Origin of the sequence: Corynebacterium sp. PCR 32 (genome assembly GCF_037464985.1) — a bacterium.
Lineage (GTDB): Bacteria > Actinomycetota > Actinomycetes > Mycobacteriales > Mycobacteriaceae > Corynebacterium > Corynebacterium kroppenstedtii_D.
Genome location: NZ_JBAHVL010000004.1, coordinates 171,098 through 190,639 on the forward strand (window position 1 = coordinate 171,098; position 19,542 = coordinate 190,639).

Annotated in this window: 16 protein-coding genes; 12 read left to right on the top strand and 4 right to left on the bottom strand. The window is 57.0% G+C overall.

Annotated elements, in window-relative coordinates; translation table 11 throughout:
- Window positions 1-20 precede the first annotated feature (20 nt).
- Both V5S80_RS07000 and V5S80_RS07005 read left to right on the top strand, forming a co-directional pair.
- Window positions 21-545 (top strand): peptidylprolyl isomerase, encoded by a 525-nt coding sequence (locus tag V5S80_RS07000; RefSeq protein WP_395170042.1) that lies wholly within the window; start codon window positions 21-23, stop codon window positions 543-545.
- 100 nt (window positions 546-645) lie between these two features.
- The gene (locus V5S80_RS07005) at window positions 646-1,401 is read left to right on the top strand and encodes a rhomboid family intramembrane serine protease (protein ID WP_395170043.1); all 756 of its coding nucleotides are present in this window, start codon (window positions 646-648) and stop codon (window positions 1,399-1,401) included.
- A 21-nt stretch (window positions 1,402-1,422) separates the two neighbouring features.
- On the opposite strand, the gene crgA is transcribed toward V5S80_RS07005, so the two are convergent.
- Entirely contained in the window at window positions 1,423-1,695 is a 273-nt protein-coding gene (gene crgA, locus V5S80_RS07010) for a cell division protein CrgA (RefSeq protein WP_395170044.1), read from the bottom strand.
- A 129-nt stretch (window positions 1,696-1,824) separates the two neighbouring features.
- Window positions 1,825-3,252 carry an LssY C-terminal domain-containing protein gene (locus V5S80_RS07015; RefSeq protein WP_395170045.1) on the bottom strand — a complete coding sequence of 476 codons (1,428 nt, stop codon included), beginning with the start codon at window positions 3,250-3,252 and terminating at the stop codon, window positions 1,825-1,827.
- A gap of 266 nt (window positions 3,253-3,518) precedes the next feature.
- On the opposite strand from V5S80_RS07015, the gene V5S80_RS07020 reads away from it, so the two are divergent.
- The 8 genes from V5S80_RS07020 to V5S80_RS07055 all read left to right on the top strand — a co-directional run bounded on the left by V5S80_RS07020 (window position 3,519) and on the right by V5S80_RS07055 (window position 15,772).
- Complete coding sequence (locus V5S80_RS07020) at window positions 3,519-3,710, top strand: CsbD family protein (RefSeq protein WP_395170046.1); 192 nt, start codon at window positions 3,519-3,521, stop codon at window positions 3,708-3,710.
- 190 nt (window positions 3,711-3,900) lie between these two features.
- A complete protein-coding gene (locus tag V5S80_RS07025) occupies window positions 3,901-4,542 on the top strand; it encodes a methylated-DNA--[protein]-cysteine S-methyltransferase (protein ID WP_395170047.1) in 642 nt (213 codons plus the stop codon).
- A gap of 73 nt (window positions 4,543-4,615) precedes the next feature.
- On the top strand, window positions 4,616-7,954 hold the full coding sequence (lysX, locus tag V5S80_RS07030) for a bifunctional lysylphosphatidylglycerol synthetase/lysine--tRNA ligase LysX (RefSeq protein ID WP_395170048.1): 3,339 nt from the start codon (window positions 4,616-4,618) through the stop codon (window positions 7,952-7,954).
- Between the two features lie 13 nt (window positions 7,955-7,967).
- Complete coding sequence (locus V5S80_RS07035; protein WP_395170049.1) at window positions 7,968-8,126, top strand: hypothetical protein; 159 nt, start codon at window positions 7,968-7,970, stop codon at window positions 8,124-8,126.
- 245 nt (window positions 8,127-8,371) lie between these two features.
- Window positions 8,372-12,985 carry a glutamate synthase large subunit gene (gltB, locus tag V5S80_RS07040; RefSeq protein ID WP_395170050.1) on the top strand — a complete coding sequence of 1,538 codons (4,614 nt, stop codon included), beginning with the start codon at window positions 8,372-8,374 and terminating at the stop codon, window positions 12,983-12,985.
- Entirely contained in the window at window positions 12,985-14,523 is a 1,539-nt protein-coding gene (locus V5S80_RS07045) for a glutamate synthase subunit beta (RefSeq protein ID WP_395170051.1), read from the top strand. The genes gltB and V5S80_RS07045 overlap by 1 nt, the downstream gene beginning before the upstream one ends.
- A gap of 86 nt (window positions 14,524-14,609) precedes the next feature.
- Window positions 14,610-14,903: an RNA-binding S4 domain-containing protein gene (locus V5S80_RS07050; protein ID WP_395170052.1), complete on the top strand. Its 294-nt coding sequence runs from the start codon at window positions 14,610-14,612 to the stop codon at window positions 14,901-14,903.
- Entirely contained in the window at window positions 14,903-15,772 is an 870-nt protein-coding gene (locus V5S80_RS07055) for a hypothetical protein (RefSeq protein WP_395170053.1), read from the top strand. The genes V5S80_RS07050 and V5S80_RS07055 overlap by 1 nt, the downstream gene beginning before the upstream one ends.
- A 117-nt stretch (window positions 15,773-15,889) precedes the next feature.
- Here the strand turns inward: V5S80_RS07055 and V5S80_RS07060 are convergent, their stop codons facing one another.
- Window positions 15,890-17,590: a sugar transferase gene (locus tag V5S80_RS07060; protein ID WP_395170054.1), complete on the bottom strand. Its 1,701-nt coding sequence runs from the start codon at window positions 17,588-17,590 to the stop codon at window positions 15,890-15,892.
- Window positions 17,591-17,721: 131 nt separating this feature from the next.
- Between V5S80_RS07060 and V5S80_RS07065 the strand changes: the two genes are divergently transcribed.
- Entirely contained in the window at window positions 17,722-17,880 is a 159-nt protein-coding gene (locus tag V5S80_RS07065; protein WP_395170055.1) for a hypothetical protein, read from the top strand.
- Window positions 17,881-18,043: 163 nt separating this feature from the next.
- On the top strand, window positions 18,044-19,021 hold the full coding sequence (locus tag V5S80_RS07070; protein WP_395170056.1) for a sugar nucleotidyltransferase: 978 nt from the start codon (window positions 18,044-18,046) through the stop codon (window positions 19,019-19,021).
- Here V5S80_RS07070 and V5S80_RS07075 read toward each other — a convergent pair.
- Window positions 19,007-19,489, bottom strand: coding sequence for a serine O-acetyltransferase (locus V5S80_RS07075; RefSeq protein ID WP_395170057.1), 483 nt, complete (start codon window positions 19,487-19,489; stop codon window positions 19,007-19,009). The two genes, V5S80_RS07070 and V5S80_RS07075, sit on opposite strands and share 15 nt — an antisense overlap.
- Window positions 19,490-19,542 lie beyond the last annotated feature (53 nt).

Below are 19,542 nucleotides of genomic sequence, written 5' to 3' on the forward strand. Positions count from 1 at the left end.
ATTACGTACAATGAGTCGTCGTGAGTACGCAGAAGACAGCAACCGCGATTGTGCACACTAATCGCGGCGATATTTCTATCGACCTCTTCGGTAATCATGCTCCCCAAACCGTCGACAATTTTGTCGGCTTGGCACAGGGCACAAAGGATTACTCCGAGCGCAACGCCTCGGGTGGAGAAGAGGGCCCGTTCTACGATGGTGCAATTTTCCACCGTGTCATCGACGGGTTCATGATCCAAGGTGGAGACCCAACAGGGACAGGTCGTGGTGGCCCCGGTTATCGTTTTGGTGACGAGTTCCACCCCGAGCTCCAGTTTGACCGCCCCTACTTGCTAGCTATGGCGAATGCAGGCCCGGGCACGAATGGTTCCCAGTTCTTCATTACTGTGGCCCCGACTCCGCATTTGAACAATCACCACACCATTTTCGGTGAAGTCACCGATGCGGATTCCCAGAAAGTTGTCGACGCGATTGCGGAAACCGCGACGGACCGCTTTGACCGCCCGCTGGATGATATCGTGATCGATTCTGTGGAGATCGTGTGACAGCGTGTTAACACGGACGATTCGTCGTACCCCTGTGACCTCGGGCGCCGTGATCGCCTGCGTGGTTGTCTATCTCGTGACGGTCGTGCAATCGGGGTCTGTGGACAATAACACGCATGATTCGTCCTTAGCTGCTTCCTGGTGGCTATATTTACCTGCATTAATGAGTGAGCATGATGCGTTGCTCCGGGGACTGACGTTTAGTTGTGTCCATTCCGGTCCGACGCATCTTTTCTTTAACGGCGTCATGCTGTGGCTCTTTGGTGTTGGGATTGAACGCACCTATGGTTCATGTGCCCTGGCAAGCATTATTGTTGGTACGAGCTATGGTTCGGCAGCGATGATCCAGTGGCGCGACCCATTGTCGCTCACTGTAGGGGCATCTGGTGTGGTCTACGGTTTGATGGCCGTGGCTGTTGGAATGTATACCAATAATAAACCGCAGATGAGGGCTCTCATTGTTCTCATCGCGGTGAACGTGGGGTATTCAGTTATTACCCCAGGGATTTCATTGTGGGGCCACATCGGAGGCTTGACGACAGGCGCTGCGATGGCTGTCACCATTTATGTCGCCCAGGTGATCCTTGGTGTTCGAGGTCCGGGTCGGCGTATGGGCCGGTTTGTTGCTGCGGGCATCGGTACAGCTGGCTTAGCGCACGGCGTTGGAGGCCTCTCCTCGCTATCAGCAGGTGGATATTCGCTCCTCCGTGGTGCGGGAAGCACCATTCCACGCGGATATGGTGGGGTTACGAGGAAGCTTCGTGCACGCGTATCTGCCGCTGTGGCCGTATTTCTTGGTGCTCTAGCGGCAGGAATGGTCTATCTCGAATGTGTTCACTCTGCTATGGGAATGTAGGACTGGGGCGGCGGTAGGTCGCTATTTCCATCCCATAGTCATTAAGAGACCAACAACGAAAAGGCCGAAACCAATGGCGTAATTCCATGCATTCAGTGTTTGCATGAATGGAATCTGTGGCCCGGCAATGTAGTTGACCACGAGCCACAGGAGGCCGGCGATGATGAAGCCGAACATGATGATGCGGTACCACAATGGAGTGGAGGCACTGTTCAGCTTGACGGGGGTACGGGTGGACGTCGATGAAGACGCAGGCCTCGAATCTGAGGACTCACTCACCTTTGACTTCGGCATATCAACCTTTCTGACTCCACGTGATAACGCGCAGGGACCATCATACGATAACGGTGCGATCATTACTGATCCGGTGCGACGGTCCGGAGACGTGGGAATGGTAGTTCCCGCGTCTCACGCACATGAAGCCTACCGAGAGTGTTCGTCGATCGGTAGGTGAATTTTCTTCACCGGGCCCCATGCTGCGGCGGGTTCGTGTCCTCGTATCCAGTTGCGAGCATCATCCGAGGACAGTGCTAAGAGGGCAATGATGGTCGCCGTTGTGAGTAGGAGATTGTTGTGTCCAGCAGCGATCATGCGCATCCCACTGTGGTCAAGGATGGAAATGACAATTCCGATGGTCAAAAACAACATGAGCGCATCGCGGGCGTGGGTGAACCCGCCGAGGGTGAGGAGAACCAGGACAAACGTGCCTACGGTGAGTGCGCCGACGTACCACTGTGTTGCCACGTAGGCGGTGTCGTGGCTGAAACCCATGCCCTGTAAGGTGCCCGGGACGAAACGATGCTCGTCCGCTTTGAATATCAGCAGTGAACTCTCCCATGCGACGACGAGCAATAATATCCCCATGGAGAGCATCAATGTTGGTGGTCGTGGGGTGCGTTTCGCCTCCCGCGGATGGCGTGAGGAATGCTCGTCGTCGGAGTGATCGTGGGTGGTGGAGGCCTGTGGGAGTGTGAGGGCGGTGTGTGATGGGTGGCTGACACGGCTGACGTCGACAATGGGGAGGTCTCCATCGGTGTGGATTTTGTCACCGCCCCCGTTGACGTGGTGATAGCCGGTGGAGAAGTCTTTAATCATGGACACCGAGCTGTCAGGGATAGTGGTGCGGACAGTTGACACCACGTGGTCGCGTTCTGTGTCGATATCAGCAGCAATGCGATGCGTTATTTGTAATGTGAAAAAGCTCACGCCGACCGCGGTGTCGTAGCTGGCGGATCCGACCCAATCGACGCGGTGCCCACCGGGAAGGGGCCAATCCTCGGGGCATTTCCAGAGTCGGATGTGATGTCTGCGGGAGGGGGAGCCGTTTACTTCCTGCTGGTAGGCAAGGTCTTGCTTGCGGTCGAAGAGGATGAGTGGGCTGACGGGTGCGGCGGGGTAGGACGCTCGGGTGAGGGAGCTCCACACGATTTTTGCTGATGATCGGAAGGTGACAGGGTCGGCGAGTGTCCAGCCGGCATGGATCATGGAATGGTGAAGTTGTTCAGCTGTTCCATCGAAAGCGATATTGACGGGATCGCCGAGGAGACCATCTGATGTTCGTGTGCGTCCGATGAAATAGTTGGGGACATAGATGCGTGTCAAAATTCGGTGGAGCCGGGGGAGTGTCAAGTAGGCGATGACGGCCCATGCTGGGAGTATGAGTAATAGTCGAAAGTCTAAGACAAAACTCAGTGTGAAGTATTCTCCGGCTAACCAGAGGGCAGCTAAGCCTGCCAGTAAAAAGAATGTGTTATCGATCCTCTTTTCCCGTGGTGCACGAGCGGTTAACTTATGCAACGGGGTCAAGTCATTGGCACGCGACCACATCGATGACAAAGATGGCATAGCCATACCCTATAAACCCACCTGCACTGTGTACTAATCCAAAGCTTCATATGGAGCGACGTGACGAGCTCAACTCGGAACCACGCTGTAACGGTATCCATCATGGCAGATACCGATACGATCACAAGTTCGTAAGAAATACCTGACAACCCTTGAAAGTGTGAAATCCATAGTAAACTTGCTTCTTGTTAGGCGATGTGCCTACGAGCGGGTCATAGACGCGAACAACCATCACTCGTAGCGTCGCAAAGCTAGAACAGAAGGAGAAAATCATGGGAATGACTGACGACATCAAGAACAAGGCAGACGAATTCGGCGGAAAAGCCAAAGAAGCTGCCGGCGACGCAACCAACAACAAAGACCTCAAAGCAGAAGGCAAAGGCGACCAGGCAGAATCCAAACTCAAGCAGGGAGTCGAGGACCTCAAAGACAAGGCCTCTGAGTTCTTCAACAAGGGCAAATAAACCCCACCCCTGGCCTGAGAGCCACGACAACGACCATCACGCCGGGCTACGAGCACCCCACGCTCGCAGCCCGGCGTGCCTATAACCACCAATAATCACACCACACCGACATCCACCGACCACAGTTATCCACACCGCATCACACACAACAACACATCAACCCCCAACCCACCGCCCTACACTGCCAGACATGCACCACCACCCAACCTCCACGGCCACCACCCCCAACACCCCACGAGAGTGGACCTACCAGACACACCGATATACAACCCCCTGTGGCCACCTCGACGTCACCATCAACGATCACCACATCGTGCAATCGCACTACATCCTGCACACCTGGCCGACACCACACCCCACCACCCACGCCCCCAGGCAACTAACCACCTCACCAGCACTGAGTGATTCACAGCAACGCCTCGTCGACGACATTGGCCGACAACTCGACAACTACTTCAACGGAACCACACGCACCTTTGACCTACCACTGTGCACCGACGACGACGTATCCGAATTCACGCACACCGTACGACAAGAAATGATGCGCATTCCGCCAGGCGCCGTCATCACGTACGGTGACCTCGCCGCCGCCGCAGGCCGGCCACGAGCCGCCCGCGCCGTTGGAACTGTCTGCAGAACAAACCCCATCCAACTCTTCATCCCCTGCCATCGAGTCATCGCATCAGGAGGATCACTCGGCGGATACATGGGAGACGCCCGAGGCCTATCCCTCAAACAACAACTACTCGACAACGAAGGGATCCCCTTCACCCCACACGGGAAAGTAGACCTTAGGCAACTTGCCTACAACCCCATGACAACGCTTAACTGATCACTCGACTATGAGTGCCCCCCGCACTGGTAGTCTCAAAAGAAAAATACAGCGAATTAGGTGGAGTCAAAACATGTCTGCGGGTTTCGGAAAGCAGCACTATAAAAAGGTATTCACCGCATTCATCACCCGATTTCCCACTATTTACGGCTCGTTGCTGGGCATGTATGCCCTCATCGCCTTCCTCTTCAGCGCACTCCGCCCACTCCGGCACCGCCTACAGCGCATCCGAGAATTCTTCGACATCGTCATTCTCCCCATGCCAGAGGTATCAATATCCTGGGCCATCGCCCTAGGATTACTCGCTGCAGCAGTGTTAGCGCGTAAACGAATGGCCTGGTGGGTCAGTGTCATCCTCCTCATCTTCCTGAACCTCGAAAATGCCCTGTTCTTTGCGATCAGCCTCTACGAACCGGTCTACGAGACCCGACTCGCCACCATCGAATTAAACATCGGATTCGTCGTCAAACCAGTCATGCTCATTGGCCTGCTGGCCACACGCGCAGCCTTCCCCGCCCGCACACGCCACGCAGCCATGAGAAAAGCCACCGCCGTCTACCTCCTCGGAGAAGGCATCGTCGCCTTAGCCGGATGGGGGCTCGTCGAACTCTTCCCCCACACACTCGCGCGAGAAGATCGCTTAAAATGGGTCATCAACAAGGCCTACACATTTTCCTTGGCCGATGGAAAACTGATCGAAGGCCACCCAGGATGGATAGCCTCATTCGTCGTCACCCTGGCGAGCGCAATAATTTTCCTACTCTCCGTATGGACCATGTTCAGCAGCCAGCGAGACAACAACGCGCTGACCGCCGAGGACGAAACAGCCATCCGCGCCATGATCGCACGATGGGGTGAAGACGACTCCCTGGCATACTTCGCCACCCGTCGCGATAAATCCGTCATCTATTCACCCGACGGGCGGGCAGCCATCACATACCGCGTCGAAATGGGTGTCTGCATCGCCTCTGGAGATCCAATCGGAAACCCCGCCGCCTGGGATCAAGCAGTAGAAACCTGGCTCCACCAGGCAACCATGTACGGATGGACACCAGCCGTCATGGGAGCATCAGAACGCGGAGCACACTGCTACCTCAACCACGGACTACAAACCCTGCGATTAGGGGACGAAGCCATCATCTACACCGATAACTTCTCCCTCAGCCGCCCCGAATACAAGGCAGTACGACAAGCCGTAGCACGCGCCCGTCGCGGAGGAGTAACCGTCCGCATTCGCCGCCACGGAGAATTAACCGCCGAAGAAATGGCCAGCGTCCAACGCGACGCTGACACCTGGCGCGACACCAACGATGAGCGCGGCTTTTCAATGGCCCTCTCTCGCCTGGGCGACCCAGCAGACTCGAACAACCTCCTTGTCGAAGCCATCCAAGACTCCCAGCACTCCCCAACAGGAATAGCACGCCGCGTCGGTGAACTATCCTTCTCACCATGGGGACGCACCGGCATGTCCCTGGACCTCATGCGGCGTGCCCCTGATTCCCCCAACGGCACCGTAGAAGCCATGGTCTCAGAACTCTGCCACGCAGGCACTGACGTCGGAGTCACCCGAATCTCACTCAATTTCGCCATGTTCCGACAGGTCTTTGCCACCGCCCATGAACTCGGCACCGGCCCAGTCATGCGCCTATGGAGAAGCCTTTTAGTCTTCCTCTCCCGATGGTGGCAAATGGAAGCTCTATACCGATCCAACGAAAAATACAACCCCACCTGGGCGCCACGATACATTTGCTTCAAAGACAACCACTCCATCGCACGCGTCGGACTGGTCTCAGGAATCGTCGAAGGATTTATCCCCGCATTCCTGTCACGACGAAGACCACCACGCACACCTATCGGATCAGTCAAAAGTGACGGCGCCGTCAACGCCCTAGCACTCGCGCCCCAACTCCTGGAAGAGGCTCACGCCGGGCGCGCCATTCAGCACCGTCGCCCTGAACAAGTCACGGTACGACTGGAGAAAGCCCAACGCCTCCGCGACGAAGGCATTGACCCGTGGCCGACAGCCCTCCGCCCCACCCACATGTGCGGGCAGATCACCGACCTCAACGATGGCGACAACGCCTCCATTTCTGGGCGCATTCTCGCCCGCCGTGACTTTGGCGGTGTCATGTTCCTGAAACTCCAGGACTGGTCTGGTGATATTCAGATCATCATCGAAAAAGAACGGTGCCATAACTATCCGAAGTGGCGGAAAGAACTCGACCTGGCCGATATTATCCGAGTCGACGGTCACCGTGGTGTCTCACGAAAAGGGGAGCCCTCCCTGCTGGCCGATGCCATCCGGCTTGAAGCGAAATCCTTACACCCACTTCCCAACAAAACCAATGGCCTCACCGACCCTGAAGCCCGGGTACGGTCGCGGCATATTGATCTCACTGTCAACGAGGAATCGCGCCGGGCATTGAAGGCTCGCTCTGCTGTGCTTCACTCGATGAGGAATGACCTTCACACTGGGGGGTATGTTGAAGCCGAGACGCCGATACTTCAACCCATTCACGGTGGCGCGAATGCCCGCCCATTTACGACGCATATCAATGCCTACAACATGGGCCTATATCTGCGCATCGCACCTGAATTGTTCCTCAAGCGGCTCATGTGTGGCGGGGTCAACCGCGTATTTGAGGTGGGTCGTGAGTTCCGCAACGAGGGTGTGGACGCGACACATAATCCTGAGTTCACCTCTCTGGAAGCATACGACGCGCATGGCGACTATGAGACGATGAGGGAACTCACCCACACGCTCATTGTCAACGCCGCAACGGCAGTGCATGGCAAGCCTGTCGTCACAGCGCCCGACGGGAGTCTCGTCGACATCTCAGGGGAGTGGCCAGTCAAGTCTGTGATGGATGCCATTACGGAGGGCGCCCGGGCAGATGGGTTGTGGGAGGGGCCCACAATAACGGTCACGACGCCGCGATCTGAATTGAACGTTCTCATGGAGCGAGCAGGAATGCCGTGTCGCCCCGATGCTGACCTGGGAACGATTATTGAAGAGCTGTACGACGAATTCGTGGAGTCACGGACGACATTCCCGACGTTCTACAAGGATTTCCCCGTGTCTGTGTCGCCACTGACGCGACGCCACCGTAGTAAACCAGGGCTGACGGAGCGATGGGACCTGGTGGCCTGGGGAGTCGAATTGGGTACAGCGTATTCGGAACTTACTGATCCTATTGACCAGAGACAACGATTGGAGGAGCAATCGTTGCTCGCCGCGGGGGGAGACCCCGAAGCGATGGAATTAGATGAAGAATTCCTGCGTGCTCTCGAATTCGGGATGCCGCCCACCGGCGGGTTGGGAATTGGTGTGGACCGTATCGTCATGCTGATTACGGGGTCAACTATCCGCCAGTCACTCGCATTTCCACTCGTCAAACCCGAACGGGAATAAGAAATGCTACGGCATGAGGGGCTCTCGCATTATCACGCTCGCCGGTTCCACCCACGCGGGACGTCATGATCCGGAGTCCCCTGCCTGGGGGCGCGCAGGTATGTATACCTCGATGGGGGCTACCACGGTGATGAAACTCCTCGGAAACATCGTCGAAACATTCGTGATGTAGTGGTAATAGTGCAGAATGCTGAGTTCATCACCCATATGAACATCCTGCGATAACATTACGAACTACCCCTGAAGTAATTGACAACACCCACGCACATCACGCGCTGGGTGTGGCCCCATCGCGGCTGACCCCGGGCGAGGCCGTTCGATCCGCTTCACTGTGCACATCCCCGCACATGGGCGATCTTACCGACAGGCCACGGCTGCCCACGCCCGTCACAGCCGTGCGAACGAAAAGGCGACCAGATGACGACTGTTCCCTCACGCCAGGGTCTCTACGACCCGTCCTTTGAACATGACGCTTGCGGTGTTGCGTTCGTTGCCAATATGCACGGTGAACAAAGCCGTGACATTGTCGACAAAGGAATCCAGGCTCTCGTTAATCTCGAGCACCGTGGTGCTGCGGGCGCAGAGAAAAACACGGGCGATGGCGCCGGGATTCTCATTCAGATCCCAGACGCGTTTTACCGCCGTGACATGGCTGCGCAGAATATTGACCTTCCGCCTGCCGGCCAGTATGCGACGGGTATCGCCATGCTGCCAGCTGCCCGTATGGCAGCGCTCGATGCAGTGCGGTCAGTCGAGGACATCGTGAGAGAAGAAGGCCTCACACTCATCGGGTGGCGTGAGTGCCCCGTCGATGATTCATCGATTGGTGCAATGGCGAGGGATGCGATGCCGCACTTCCACCAGGTCTTTATTTCCGGTACGAAGGACGATGGCACCCCGCTGGAGGGAATTGAGCTGGACCGTGCCGTGTGGTTTGTTCGCAAGCGTGCCGAGCGTGAACTGGGGAATAAAGGCCCGGGTTCCGGTTCAGGCGAGGATACGGTGTACTTCCCGTCCCTGTCTGCCCGCACGATTGTCTACAAAGGCATGTTGACCACCCCACAGTTGCGTGAGTTCTACATAGACCTGCAGGATCCGGACATGGTGTCCGCCATTGCGGTGGTTCACTCGCGTTTTTCAACGAACACGTTCCCATCGTGGCCCCTGGCGCACCCGTACCGCATGGTTGCTCACAATGGTGAGATCAATACAGTTCGCGGTAACGAGAACTGGATGCGCGCCCGGGAATCGGTGATTAATTCGGAGGTCCTCGGGTCGATTGATCGCGTGCTGCCGATCTGTGACCCCGAGGGGTCGGATACAGCTCGTTTTGATGAAGCCTTGGAGCTTCTGCACCTGGGCGGGCGGACACTGCCGCATGCTGTGCTGATGATGATCCCGGAGGCATGGGAGCATAACGACGACCTCCCCGATGATGTTCGCGCTTTTTATGAGTACAACTCGTGCCTGATGGAGCCCTGGGATGGGCCCGCGGACGTGGTGTTCACCGATGGCACGGTGATTGGTGCGGTACTGGATCGCAATGGTTTGCGTCCGGGTCGTATCTGGATTACCGACGACGGCCTGGTAGTCGGCGCGTCGGAGGTGGGTGTGTTACCTATCGATCCGAGGCGCGTGGTGGAGCGCACTCGCGTGAAACCGGGGGAGATGTTCCTGGTGGACACCATGCAAGGACGGGTGGTGCCGGATGCGGAGATCAAAGCAGAGTTAGCGGCACAGGCGCCGTATGGTGACTGGGTGGCACAGAACCTTGTGCGGAAGACGGATCTTCCTGATGCGGATTACCAGTGGATGCCGCACCATCGTGCGGTGTTGCGTCAGCGGGTGTTTGGGTTCACGCAGGAGATCGTGGACATCATTGTGAAGCCGATGGCGCTCAATGGTGCGGAGGCAATTGGTTCGATGGGGACAGATACGCCAATTGCGGCGCTGTCTGACCACCCGTCGTATTTGTTCGACTTCTTCAAACAGCGGTTTGCGCAGGTCACGAATCCGCCATTGGACTCGATTCGTGAGAATATGATGACGTCCCTGTTCACACATTTGGGTGCGCAACGCGACATTATGCATCCGGATGCGGACGCGGCGAGACTCATTCACCTGGATGATCCGATTTTGCGTAACCGGGATCTGGCGCGCCTGCGTCATGCGAATAATGGTGGCGAGTTCCCACATTTTGACGTCGTTACTATTTCTGGGTTGTATCCAGTGGCTCATGGTGGTCGGGGTATTCGTGACGCGTTGCGACGGATTCGCCGTGAGGTTTCTGGGGCGATTGACGCTGGTAAAACACTGATTGTGCTGAGTGACCGTGAATCGAATGAGCGTTTTGCGCCGATTCCGTCGCTGTTGTTGACGTCGGCTGTTCATCAGCACTTGGTCAGTGAGCGGACACGCACGCGGGCATCCCTGATTGTGGAGGCTGGCGATGTGCGTGAGGTTCACGATATTGCCATGCTGGTCTCTTTTGGTGCGGATGCGATCAACCCGTACATGGGTTTTGAAACCATCGATGAACTACGCAAACAGGGTTCTTTGGGTGACCTCGATCTGGATACTGCCTTTGATAACTATACGAAGGCACTGGCCAAGGGTCTGCTCAAGGTGATGTCGAAGATGGGTATTGCTGCGGTGGCCTCGTACCGTGGCGCTCAGCTGGCGGATGTGGTTGGCCTGAACCAAGAACTCCTGGACGAGTACTTCACGGGCAGCTTCGCGCCGATTGGTGGTGTGGGCCTGGATGCGATCGCAGAGGCTGTCGGAGACCGCCACCGTGACGCCTTTTTACCGCGCCCCGAAGAGCAAGCCCATCGTGAGTTGGAGTTGGGTGGTGAATACAAGTGGCGTCGTGAAGGTGAATATCACCTGTTCAACCCTGAGACGATCTTCACCTTGCAACATGCGACGCGCACGGGCCAGTATGAGGTTTTCAAACGATACACCGACAAAGTCAACAATCAGGCCACACGATTGGCGACGGTCCGCGGGATGTTCTCTTTAAACCCCACACGCCCACCGGTGGATATCGACGACGTCGAGCCGGTCAGCTCAATTGTGAAACGCTTCTCGACGGGGGCAATGTCCTACGGGTCAATTTCCGCAGAAGCTCACGAAACATTAGCCATTGCAATGAACCGCCTGGGGGGTATGTCAAACTCGGGTGAGGGCGGCGAGGATGCTGACCGCTTTACCCCGGATGCGAATGGTGATTGGCGTCGGTCTGCTATCAAGCAGGTGGCGTCGGGTCGATTCGGTGTGACCAGCGATTACCTGAATAACTGTACGGATATTCAGATCAAGATGGCGCAGGGAGCGAAACCTGGTGAAGGTGGCCAGCTTCCTCCCCACAAGGTGTATCCATGGATCGCGGACGTCCGTATTACCACCCCTGCGGTGGGGCTGATTTCACCACCGCCGCACCACGATATCTACTCAATCGAGGATTTAGCTCAGCTGATTCATGATTTGAAGTGCACGAACCCCGATGCGCGCATTCACGTGAAGTTGGTGTCTGAGCAGGGGGTTGGCACAGTCGCTGCGGGTGTGTCGAAGGCGCACGCGGATGTTGTGTTGATTTCGGGTCATGATGGTGGCACGGGTGCCTCTCCGCTGGGATCGTTGAAACATGCGGGCGCCCCGTGGGAGTTGGGCTTGGCTGAGACGCAGCAGACATTGCTCATGAACGGTTTGCGTGATCGAATCACGGTGCAGTGCGATGGTCAACTAAAAACCGGCCGCGACGTGGTCATTGCTGCCCTGCTGGGTGCTGAGGAATTCGGTTTCGCCACGGCCCCGTTGGTTGTTGAAGGCTGCATTATGATGCGCGTGTGCCACCTGGATACCTGCCCAGTGGGCGTGGCGACGCAGAATCCGGAATTGCGGGCGAAGTTCAGTGGTCGTGCCGAGCATGTGGTGAACTTCTTCCAGTTCGTTGCCCAGGAGATTCGCGAGTACATGGCGGAGCTTGGTTTCCGCACCATTGACGAGATGGTTGGCCATTCTGAGATCCTTGGCGTCGACCGAGAGGTCGCGAGCCGGCATCCCAATGCGGCGGCGTTGGACCTCTCACCAATCTTCGCGCAGCCGGAGAGTCCGTTCATGTACCAGGACCGGCACTGCACGAAAAAACAAGATCACTCCTTGGATAAAGCCCTGGATAAGCAGATCATTCGTGATGCGCGCGAGGTCATTGATGCGAAGGGTGAGTGCGAGTCGCTGGAGCTCTCATACCGGATTTCGAACGTAGATCGTTCTGTGGGGGCGATGCTTGGTTCTGCGATTTCCCGCGCTGGTGGCGCCGCCGGCCTCCGTGAGGGCGCGTTGACCGTTGACGTTGATGGCTCGGCCGGCAACTCCTTCGGAGCGTTCTTGCCGCGCGGTGTGACTCTTCGTCTCACCGGGGATGCCAACGACTACGTTGGCAAGGGCTTATCAGGCGGTCGGATCGTCGTCCGCCCTGATCCTTATTATGTCTCGACGGTGGAGAAAGCTGGCCGCGACGTGGCCGGTGACATCATTGCCGGCAACGTGATCGGCTATGGTGCCACCTCAGGTGAGCTATTTGTCCGCGGCACGGTTGGTGAACGGTTCTGTGTGCGTAACTCGGGGGCGACAGCCGTCGTCGAAGGTATCGGTAACCACGGCTGCGAGTACATGACGGGTGGCCGGGTTATTGTCCTTGGGCATGTGGGGCGGAATTTCGGTGCCGGCATGTCCGGCGGCATTGCATTCCTCGCCGACGACGGTATTCCACCAGGGCAAGGCGGTATCCGTGACCACATCGACACAACTCTGGCCGATATTGAAGAGCCCACACCAGAAGACATAGCGTGGCTCGACCACACTATCGCCGATTACCGAAAGTGGACCGGTTCGCCAACACCGGCCGGCACATTCGTGAAAGTCATGCCACGCGACTATCGCCGCGTACTGACGATTATGGAGAACTGCCAAGCACAAGGACGAGACGCAGCAGCAACTGCCGAAGCAATCATGGAGGCTGTGCACTAATGGCTGACCCACATGGATTTCAAAAATATTCCCGCCGCGGCAAAGCACACCGGCCGGTCCCACTACGGTTATTGGACTGGCGGGAAGTATACGAGAAACAAGACTTGACCGATCTACGCCAGCAGGCAACACGCTGCATGGATTGCGGTATCCCGTTCTGTCACGATGGTTGCCCCTTGGGGAACATCATCCCGGAATGGAACGACCTCGTTCGTGTGGGGCGGTGGCGTGAGGCCTTCGACCGCCTCCACGCGACAAACAACTTCCCGGAATTCACGGGCCGCCTATGCCCAGCCCCCTGTGAGGGAGCATGCGTTCTTGGCATTAACGACGACCCCGTCACCATCAAGAACGTTGAGCTGGAAATCGTCGAATACGGCTTTGACCACGGTTTTGTGAAACCGATTCGCCCATCATTTTCGACAGGACAGTCCGTCGCGGTTGTGGGATCCGGCCCGGCCGGCTTGGCAGCTGCACAACAGCTCACTCGCGCCGGCCATGACGTCACCGTATTTGAACGCCATGACCGTTTGGGCGGGCTTATGCGCTACGGCGTGCCCGAGTACAAGATGGAGAAGAAGTGGATCAACCGCCGCCTCGAACAGATGGTGGCAGAGGGAACCACGTTCCGCACTAACATCTCTCCATCCGCCGATGACCTGCGCGGTTTCGACGCCGTCGTGTTAGCTATCGGTTCCACCATCGGCCGCGACCTTCCCATCGAAGGCCGAGACCTCGACGGCATCTACCAGGCCATGGAATACCTGCCGGAGGCCAACAAAGTTCAAGAAGGCGACCGCGACACGTCCACCATCGATGCCCGAGGAAAACACGTCGTCATCGTCGGTGGTGGTGACACTGGCACCGACTGTTTCGGCACCGCGCTACGCCAAGGCGCCGCGAGCGTCGTCCAATTCGACATTGGGCCCAAACCACCCAAGGCTAGGGACACCGCCACCCCATGGCCCACCTATCCCCGCCAACTGCGCGTCGCTACTGCGCATGAAGAAGGTGAATATGAGGTATCTGGCGAGGAAGAAAAGGAGTTGGTTGAAAAGCTCGGCCTCGATGCCCGTGTACAAGGCCACCCGCTCGGTAACCGTCAATGGAAAACCAACACCGTCGAGTTCCTGGGCAACGACGGGAAAGTGACAGGCCTCAAGGGGACACTGGTCGACCGCACACCCGAAGGAATGGTTCCTATCGACGGCTCTGAATTCACCATCGATGCTGACCTTGTCCTCCTTGCAATGGGGTTCGTCTCGGTGGATCGCGCCGGGATTGTTGACGACCTCGGTCTGGAGGTTGATGGCCGCGGTCGTATTGTTCGCGATGAGCACTTCCGGGCGGAGGTGCCGCCGTCGGTGGGGTTCCGGGCGCCCGTGTTTGTTGCTGGTGATGCTGGCCGTGGTCAGTCGTTGATTGTGTGGGGTATTTCCGAGGGGCGGTCGGCGGCTGCGGCGGTGGATCGGCACCTGATGGGTGAGTCTAGTTTGCCGGCGGCGGTTGTTCCCACGGATATGCCTATGCGGGCGTAGGAGGTCAACGGCTGGTGCAGTGACCGTGGTGGTGGGTACGGGTCGTGTGTGCTGGGATGTTCCTGTGTGGGCGTAGTGTGTGGGCCATGAGTTCTTTTCCCGTGGTGTCTATTCGTGATTCGTCGATCAAATTGGGGCAGTTTGTTAAGCTCGCAAGTTTGGTGGAGACCGGTGGGGAGGCGAAAGAGGCTATTTCTGCTGGCTATGTCATGGTTAATGGTGAGGTGGAGACCCGTAGGGGGCGTACATTGCATCAGGGTGATGTGGTGAGTGTCGGGTCTGGGGGTGCCGAGGTAGGTGGCCCCGAGGACGAGGATGACTATGGTGATGAAGCCATAGTTGTTGATGATTGTGACCCGGACACGTGGAGGAACATGTAATGCCGGCCTTCTTTGCTAGTGAGGGTATGCCGTTGTGGAACGACGTGCGTACCTATGATCTTGATCGTTCCGCCGAGTTTTATCATGGCCTGTTTGGTTGGGATATCGAGTGTGGTGGTGCGGGCCGTGAGGGTGTCCAGGAGGAGGTGGGTGGCTATTACTATGCACGTAAGCATGGCATGCCCATTGCAGGGTTTATTCCCGTGACTGCCGAAAGTCATGGTGATGGTGGGGATTGTGCAGTGTTGCCGCCGAATCAGTGGATGGTGTCCTTTCTTACCGACGATGTGCATGCTGTGGCGAGTCGGTCGCGTGACTATGGTGGGACGGCTGGCCGCCCTGTCGACGGTCCTCGTGGTCCTATGGTGGCTGCGACGGATATTGTGGGTGCGGATCTGGGGTTCATCCACCCGGTGGTGGAGCCGTTCATTGCTGGTGGTGAGCCGGGCACGCCCGTGTGGCATGAGCTTGCCGCGGTTCTTCCGGAGGGGGTGGGCATTGATGATGTGGCGAGGTATTACGCGGAGGTCGTGCGGTGGACCACGATGCGCCATGGTGACGGTGTGGAGACGGTGATTACGGCGGTGAGTGAGGGTGGTGCCTATGCGGGGATATGGTTCCCGGATGAGCGTGCTGCCACGGAATCGGTGATGTTGTCGTCTCGGTGGTCGACGTATTTTGGTGTGGAGAATGTTGTGGGCGCTGCGGAATATGCGCTGGCTCAGGGTGGTGACGTTATTGTTCAGCCGCAGGAGGCGGAGTTCGGGCGGATCGCTATCCTGTCTGATCCGACGGGTGCGCTGGTGACGGTCTGTGAAGCTCCTGACTTGGTTGTTGAGCCCCATGAGGGGGACAACGTTTTCGGCTAGGCGCATCCTGTGTTGGCTCTGTGGGGTTGTCACCGTGGGGTGTGTGGTGTGGCAGCTGTGTGTGGTTCCTGCCCGACGGCACAGGGACTGTCGGGCAGGGGTGCAGGATGCGGTGTTTTAGTATGCGCCGTCTGAGGTGAGGACCGCGCGTCCGGTCTTCCACAAAATCATCAGGTCGTGCACCATGCTCCAGTTTTCCACGTAGTTGAGGTCGAGGGAGACGGATTCGTCCCATGAGAGGTTTGATCGTCCAGATACTTGCCACAGGCCTGTCATTCCGGGAAGGACCAGCATGCGGTTTCCGACCAATCCGGTGTATTGTTCCACTTCGCTGCGTAATGGTGGTCGTGGCCCTACGAGGCTCATATCGCCTTTCACCACGTTAAATAGCTGTGGTAGTTCGTCGAAGCTGTAGCGGCGGAGGAATTTTCCTACTCGTGTGACTCGAGGGTCGTCTTTCATTTTGAAGAGGACGTCGTTGCCGTCGCTTTGGTCTTTCAGCTGGTCGACCATCTGGTCGGCGTTTTGCATCATTGAGCGGAATTTAATCATCCCGAATGGTTTGCTGTCTTTGCCCATTCGTTCGGCGGTGTAAAAGATGGGGCCGCGGTCATCGAGTTTGATGGCGAGGGCGCATATGAGCAGCAATGGTGATGCCATGAGGATGAGGAGGGATGCCACGACGCGGTCAAAGACAATCTTGGGGATGCCGTGTGCCTGTGAATGTTGGGGTTCGTCCAATTTTAGCAGGGGAACTCCGGCGATACGTACCATTTGGACACGTCGACTGGAGACGTTGGCGATGGCTGGGGCGACGAGAAGTTCAACGTTGAGTCCGTCTAGTCGCCATACGAGTTCGCGCATGTCGGCCATACCGATTTGGTTAGTAGAGGTGACGATAACGGTGTCGGCTTGAAGTGTGGTCACCATGTCGTCGATTTGGTGCCAGTCGTTGTGGAATGCCGCGTCGGGATACCGTTGTGTGAGGTCGGCGAGCTGTTCTGTGCTGTATTCGTTGTTCTTTGTGCTGCAGAATCCGACGATGTCGTATCGATTGTCCAGTTGTCGGTGGAGGGTGCCGTACACCTCGGAGATGACCTCGGGATCACCGATGAAAATATTCCGGTGGACTAGTTTTTTGCTCGCTAATTGTCGGCGGTAGTACCGGCGCCACCAGTGGCGGAGGAGTGGTAACAGGATCAGGCTGGCGGGGAAGGTGAAGAGGATGAAACGAAAGCCCCAGTTGCACTGGACTAATTCGCAGGCGATGGAGAATGCGCCGAATGCGAAGCCTGTTGCGCGGACGATCCGTGAATATTCTTGAGCGCCTTGGCCGAGAATGGCGGTGTCTGTTGCGCGGATGATTCGCATGGCCGCACTCCATAGTGCGAGGAGGATAATTTCGGGCACTAACACGGGGGCAGTGCCTTTGTATGATCCGATGCTGAATTGGTGGCTCCCGTGGGTGTTGACGGGCAGGCAACTGGCGATGAGGATCAGAGCGGCCATCACGATCGTGTCGCTCCACACGATGAGTGTGTGGATTCGTGAGGCATGGGCGCTGCGTGCGAGTGCGCGTGATCCAGGGACGGGAACGGCGACGTGTCGTTTCAAGCGTTGGAGGGGGTTTGACGGCAGAACTTCGCAGGGGTTGGGGGTGTTGTCTGTCGTGGTGTTGGGGTTGGGACTGGGGGACGGGTCTCGTTCAGCATTGACATCATGCTGGGAACGGCGAGCATACTGTTCTTCAGTGTGGTGTTCTTCGCTGGGGCGGGACGATTCTGTCGAATCAAGATCAGAGGAGTGTAACAAACTCATATGCACCGGGGATAAAGAAGATAGGTATTCGAAGAGACGAGAAATGTAAAGTGACCGAGGTGCGGTGGGCCGGTCCTCGGTCAGTTCAGTGATGTCATGATCATCATAAAAACTATTGGCTAAGTTTTCACATGGTGACCTCTGGAGTGGACAAAATCGCGGTGTGTGCAGCGGGAAAAGTTGATGCGGTGGACGTGGGTGGTGTGGGGTCGCTGTGGTGGGTGTGGATGGTGCTTTTTGTGGTTGATGCAGTTGGTGGCTACTTTTTAGATGAAATCGTTATGCGGTAGGGAGTGTGCGGTTTTCCTAAAAGATAACACTATAAATATTTGATGAATTTTTGTGAACTTGGTCACATGGGGGAGAGGTGTGGCGCATGAGGCATGTGTAGTCGAACGGGAGACGCACGGCACTACCAGACACCTCACACAGACCTAGGTACGCTGGTTACCTGTGAAGGGCATTATTTTGGCAGGTGGCACAGGTACGCGGCTTCATCCGATCACGCTAGGCACGAGTAAACAACTCACACCCGTCTACGACAAACCGATGATCTACTACCCGTTATCCACCCTTATTTTGGCGGGTATCACCGATGTCCTCGTTGTGACAACACCCCACGACGCGGAAGCGTTTGAACGCCTACTCGGCGACGGAACCGCCTTTGGCATCTCAATTTCCTACGCAGTACAACACTCCCCAGATGGCATCGCACAGGCATTCATCCTCGGAGAACAACACATCGGACACGATTCCGTCTGCCTCATCTTGGGCGACAACATTTTCTACGGGCCCGGCATGGGCACTCAGCTTCGACGCCACACTGACCCCAATGGCGGTGTCATCTTCGCCTACTGGGTCAAAGACCCCACTGCCTACGGGGTCGTCGAATTTGAGAGCGACCACGACACGGCATCACCACCCCCAACCAGTACAGCAACGACACTCACGAACGTGGCAGATCATGCTGGAGAAGGGCACCTTACCACCCATGACCACGAGAAACCCGCCCCCCGTTTTCGTGCCCTCGGCATTGAAGAAAAGCCGCAGAATCCGAGATCTCACTATGCTGTGCCCGGCCTCTACTTCTACGACAATGACGTCGTAGCGATGGCCAAAGAACTCGCCCCATCCGCCCGAGGTGAGGTAGAAATCAGCGACATCAACCAGCGCTACCTGGATGCCGGAAACCTCACTGTTGAAGTGCTCCCTCGTGGAACCGCGTGGCTAGATACGGGTACACACGATTCACTCTTGGATGCGGGAAACTTCGTACGCACCATCGAATCCCGACAAGGGTTGAAGATCGGCAGCCCAGAGGAAGTCTCCTGGCGCATGGGCCACCTCACCGATGATCAACTCCGCCAACGCGGGGAAGCACTAGTCAAATCTGGTTATGGCTCGTATTTGCTCGACTTACTTCGCCGATAATTCATGAGCGGGAAGCCCTACCAAAATGGCGCCAGGCCGCTCGAATGACTTCGTTACCACCGCGTTCGCCCCCACAGAAACATTGTCGGCCAGGGTAAGGGGTTTAATGAGCCGCGCCCCGGAGCCTAAACGAACATTGTCACCCAACACCGTCTCCTGACCTTCGGGAGCCTCAGAAATCGTCACCGACGACTGCACCTTCAGATTCTTCCCAGCCCTCACCCGACGGCCCATCACCACGCCGGTGGGGTGGTACAGCATCAAACCAGGGCCAATCGTGACCTCCCACGCCAGATCAGCGCCCGTCACCACGTGATTAAACTGCTTGACCAACGACCCCAACAGGGACATCCGCCGCCCAGCAACCTGAGACAGCCGAAAAATGACGACGGCAACAAAACCCACATTGAGCAGCCCACGAATCCCATTATCTGCCTTGCGCGCTGGCGCATCTTGGAAGATATACATATCGAGTATCATACTGGGCGGAAACGGCACGCGGTAGGACCAAGCGACCCCGC

Coding starts and splice junctions, on each gene's coding strand:
- crgA (WP_395170044.1), bottom strand. CDS start 1,695: ATGCCGAAGTCAAAGGTGAGTGAGTCCTCAGATTCGAGGCCTGCGTCT.
- V5S80_RS07015 (WP_395170045.1), bottom strand. CDS start 3,252: ATGGCTATGCCATCTTTGTCATCGATGTGGTCGCGTGCCAATGACTTG.
- V5S80_RS07020 (WP_395170046.1), top strand. CDS start 3,519: ATGGGAATGACTGACGACATCAAGAACAAGGCAGACGAATTCGGCGGA.
- V5S80_RS07025 (WP_395170047.1), top strand. CDS start 3,901: ATGCACCACCACCCAACCTCCACGGCCACCACCCCCAACACCCCACGA.
- lysX (WP_395170048.1), top strand. CDS start 4,616: ATGTCTGCGGGTTTCGGAAAGCAGCACTATAAAAAGGTATTCACCGCA.
- V5S80_RS07035 (WP_395170049.1), top strand. CDS start 7,968: ATGAGGGGCTCTCGCATTATCACGCTCGCCGGTTCCACCCACGCGGGA.
- gltB (WP_395170050.1), top strand. CDS start 8,372: ATGACGACTGTTCCCTCACGCCAGGGTCTCTACGACCCGTCCTTTGAA.
- V5S80_RS07045 (WP_395170051.1), top strand. CDS start 12,985: ATGGCTGACCCACATGGATTTCAAAAATATTCCCGCCGCGGCAAAGCA.
- V5S80_RS07050 (WP_395170052.1), top strand. CDS start 14,610: ATGAGTTCTTTTCCCGTGGTGTCTATTCGTGATTCGTCGATCAAATTG.
- V5S80_RS07055 (WP_395170053.1), top strand. CDS start 14,903: ATGCCGGCCTTCTTTGCTAGTGAGGGTATGCCGTTGTGGAACGACGTG.
- V5S80_RS07060 (WP_395170054.1), bottom strand. CDS start 17,590: ATGAGTTTGTTACACTCCTCTGATCTTGATTCGACAGAATCGTCCCGC.
- V5S80_RS07065 (WP_395170055.1), top strand. CDS start 17,722: ATGGTGACCTCTGGAGTGGACAAAATCGCGGTGTGTGCAGCGGGAAAA.
- V5S80_RS07075 (WP_395170057.1), bottom strand. CDS start 19,489: ATGTATATCTTCCAAGATGCGCCAGCGCGCAAGGCAGATAATGGGATT.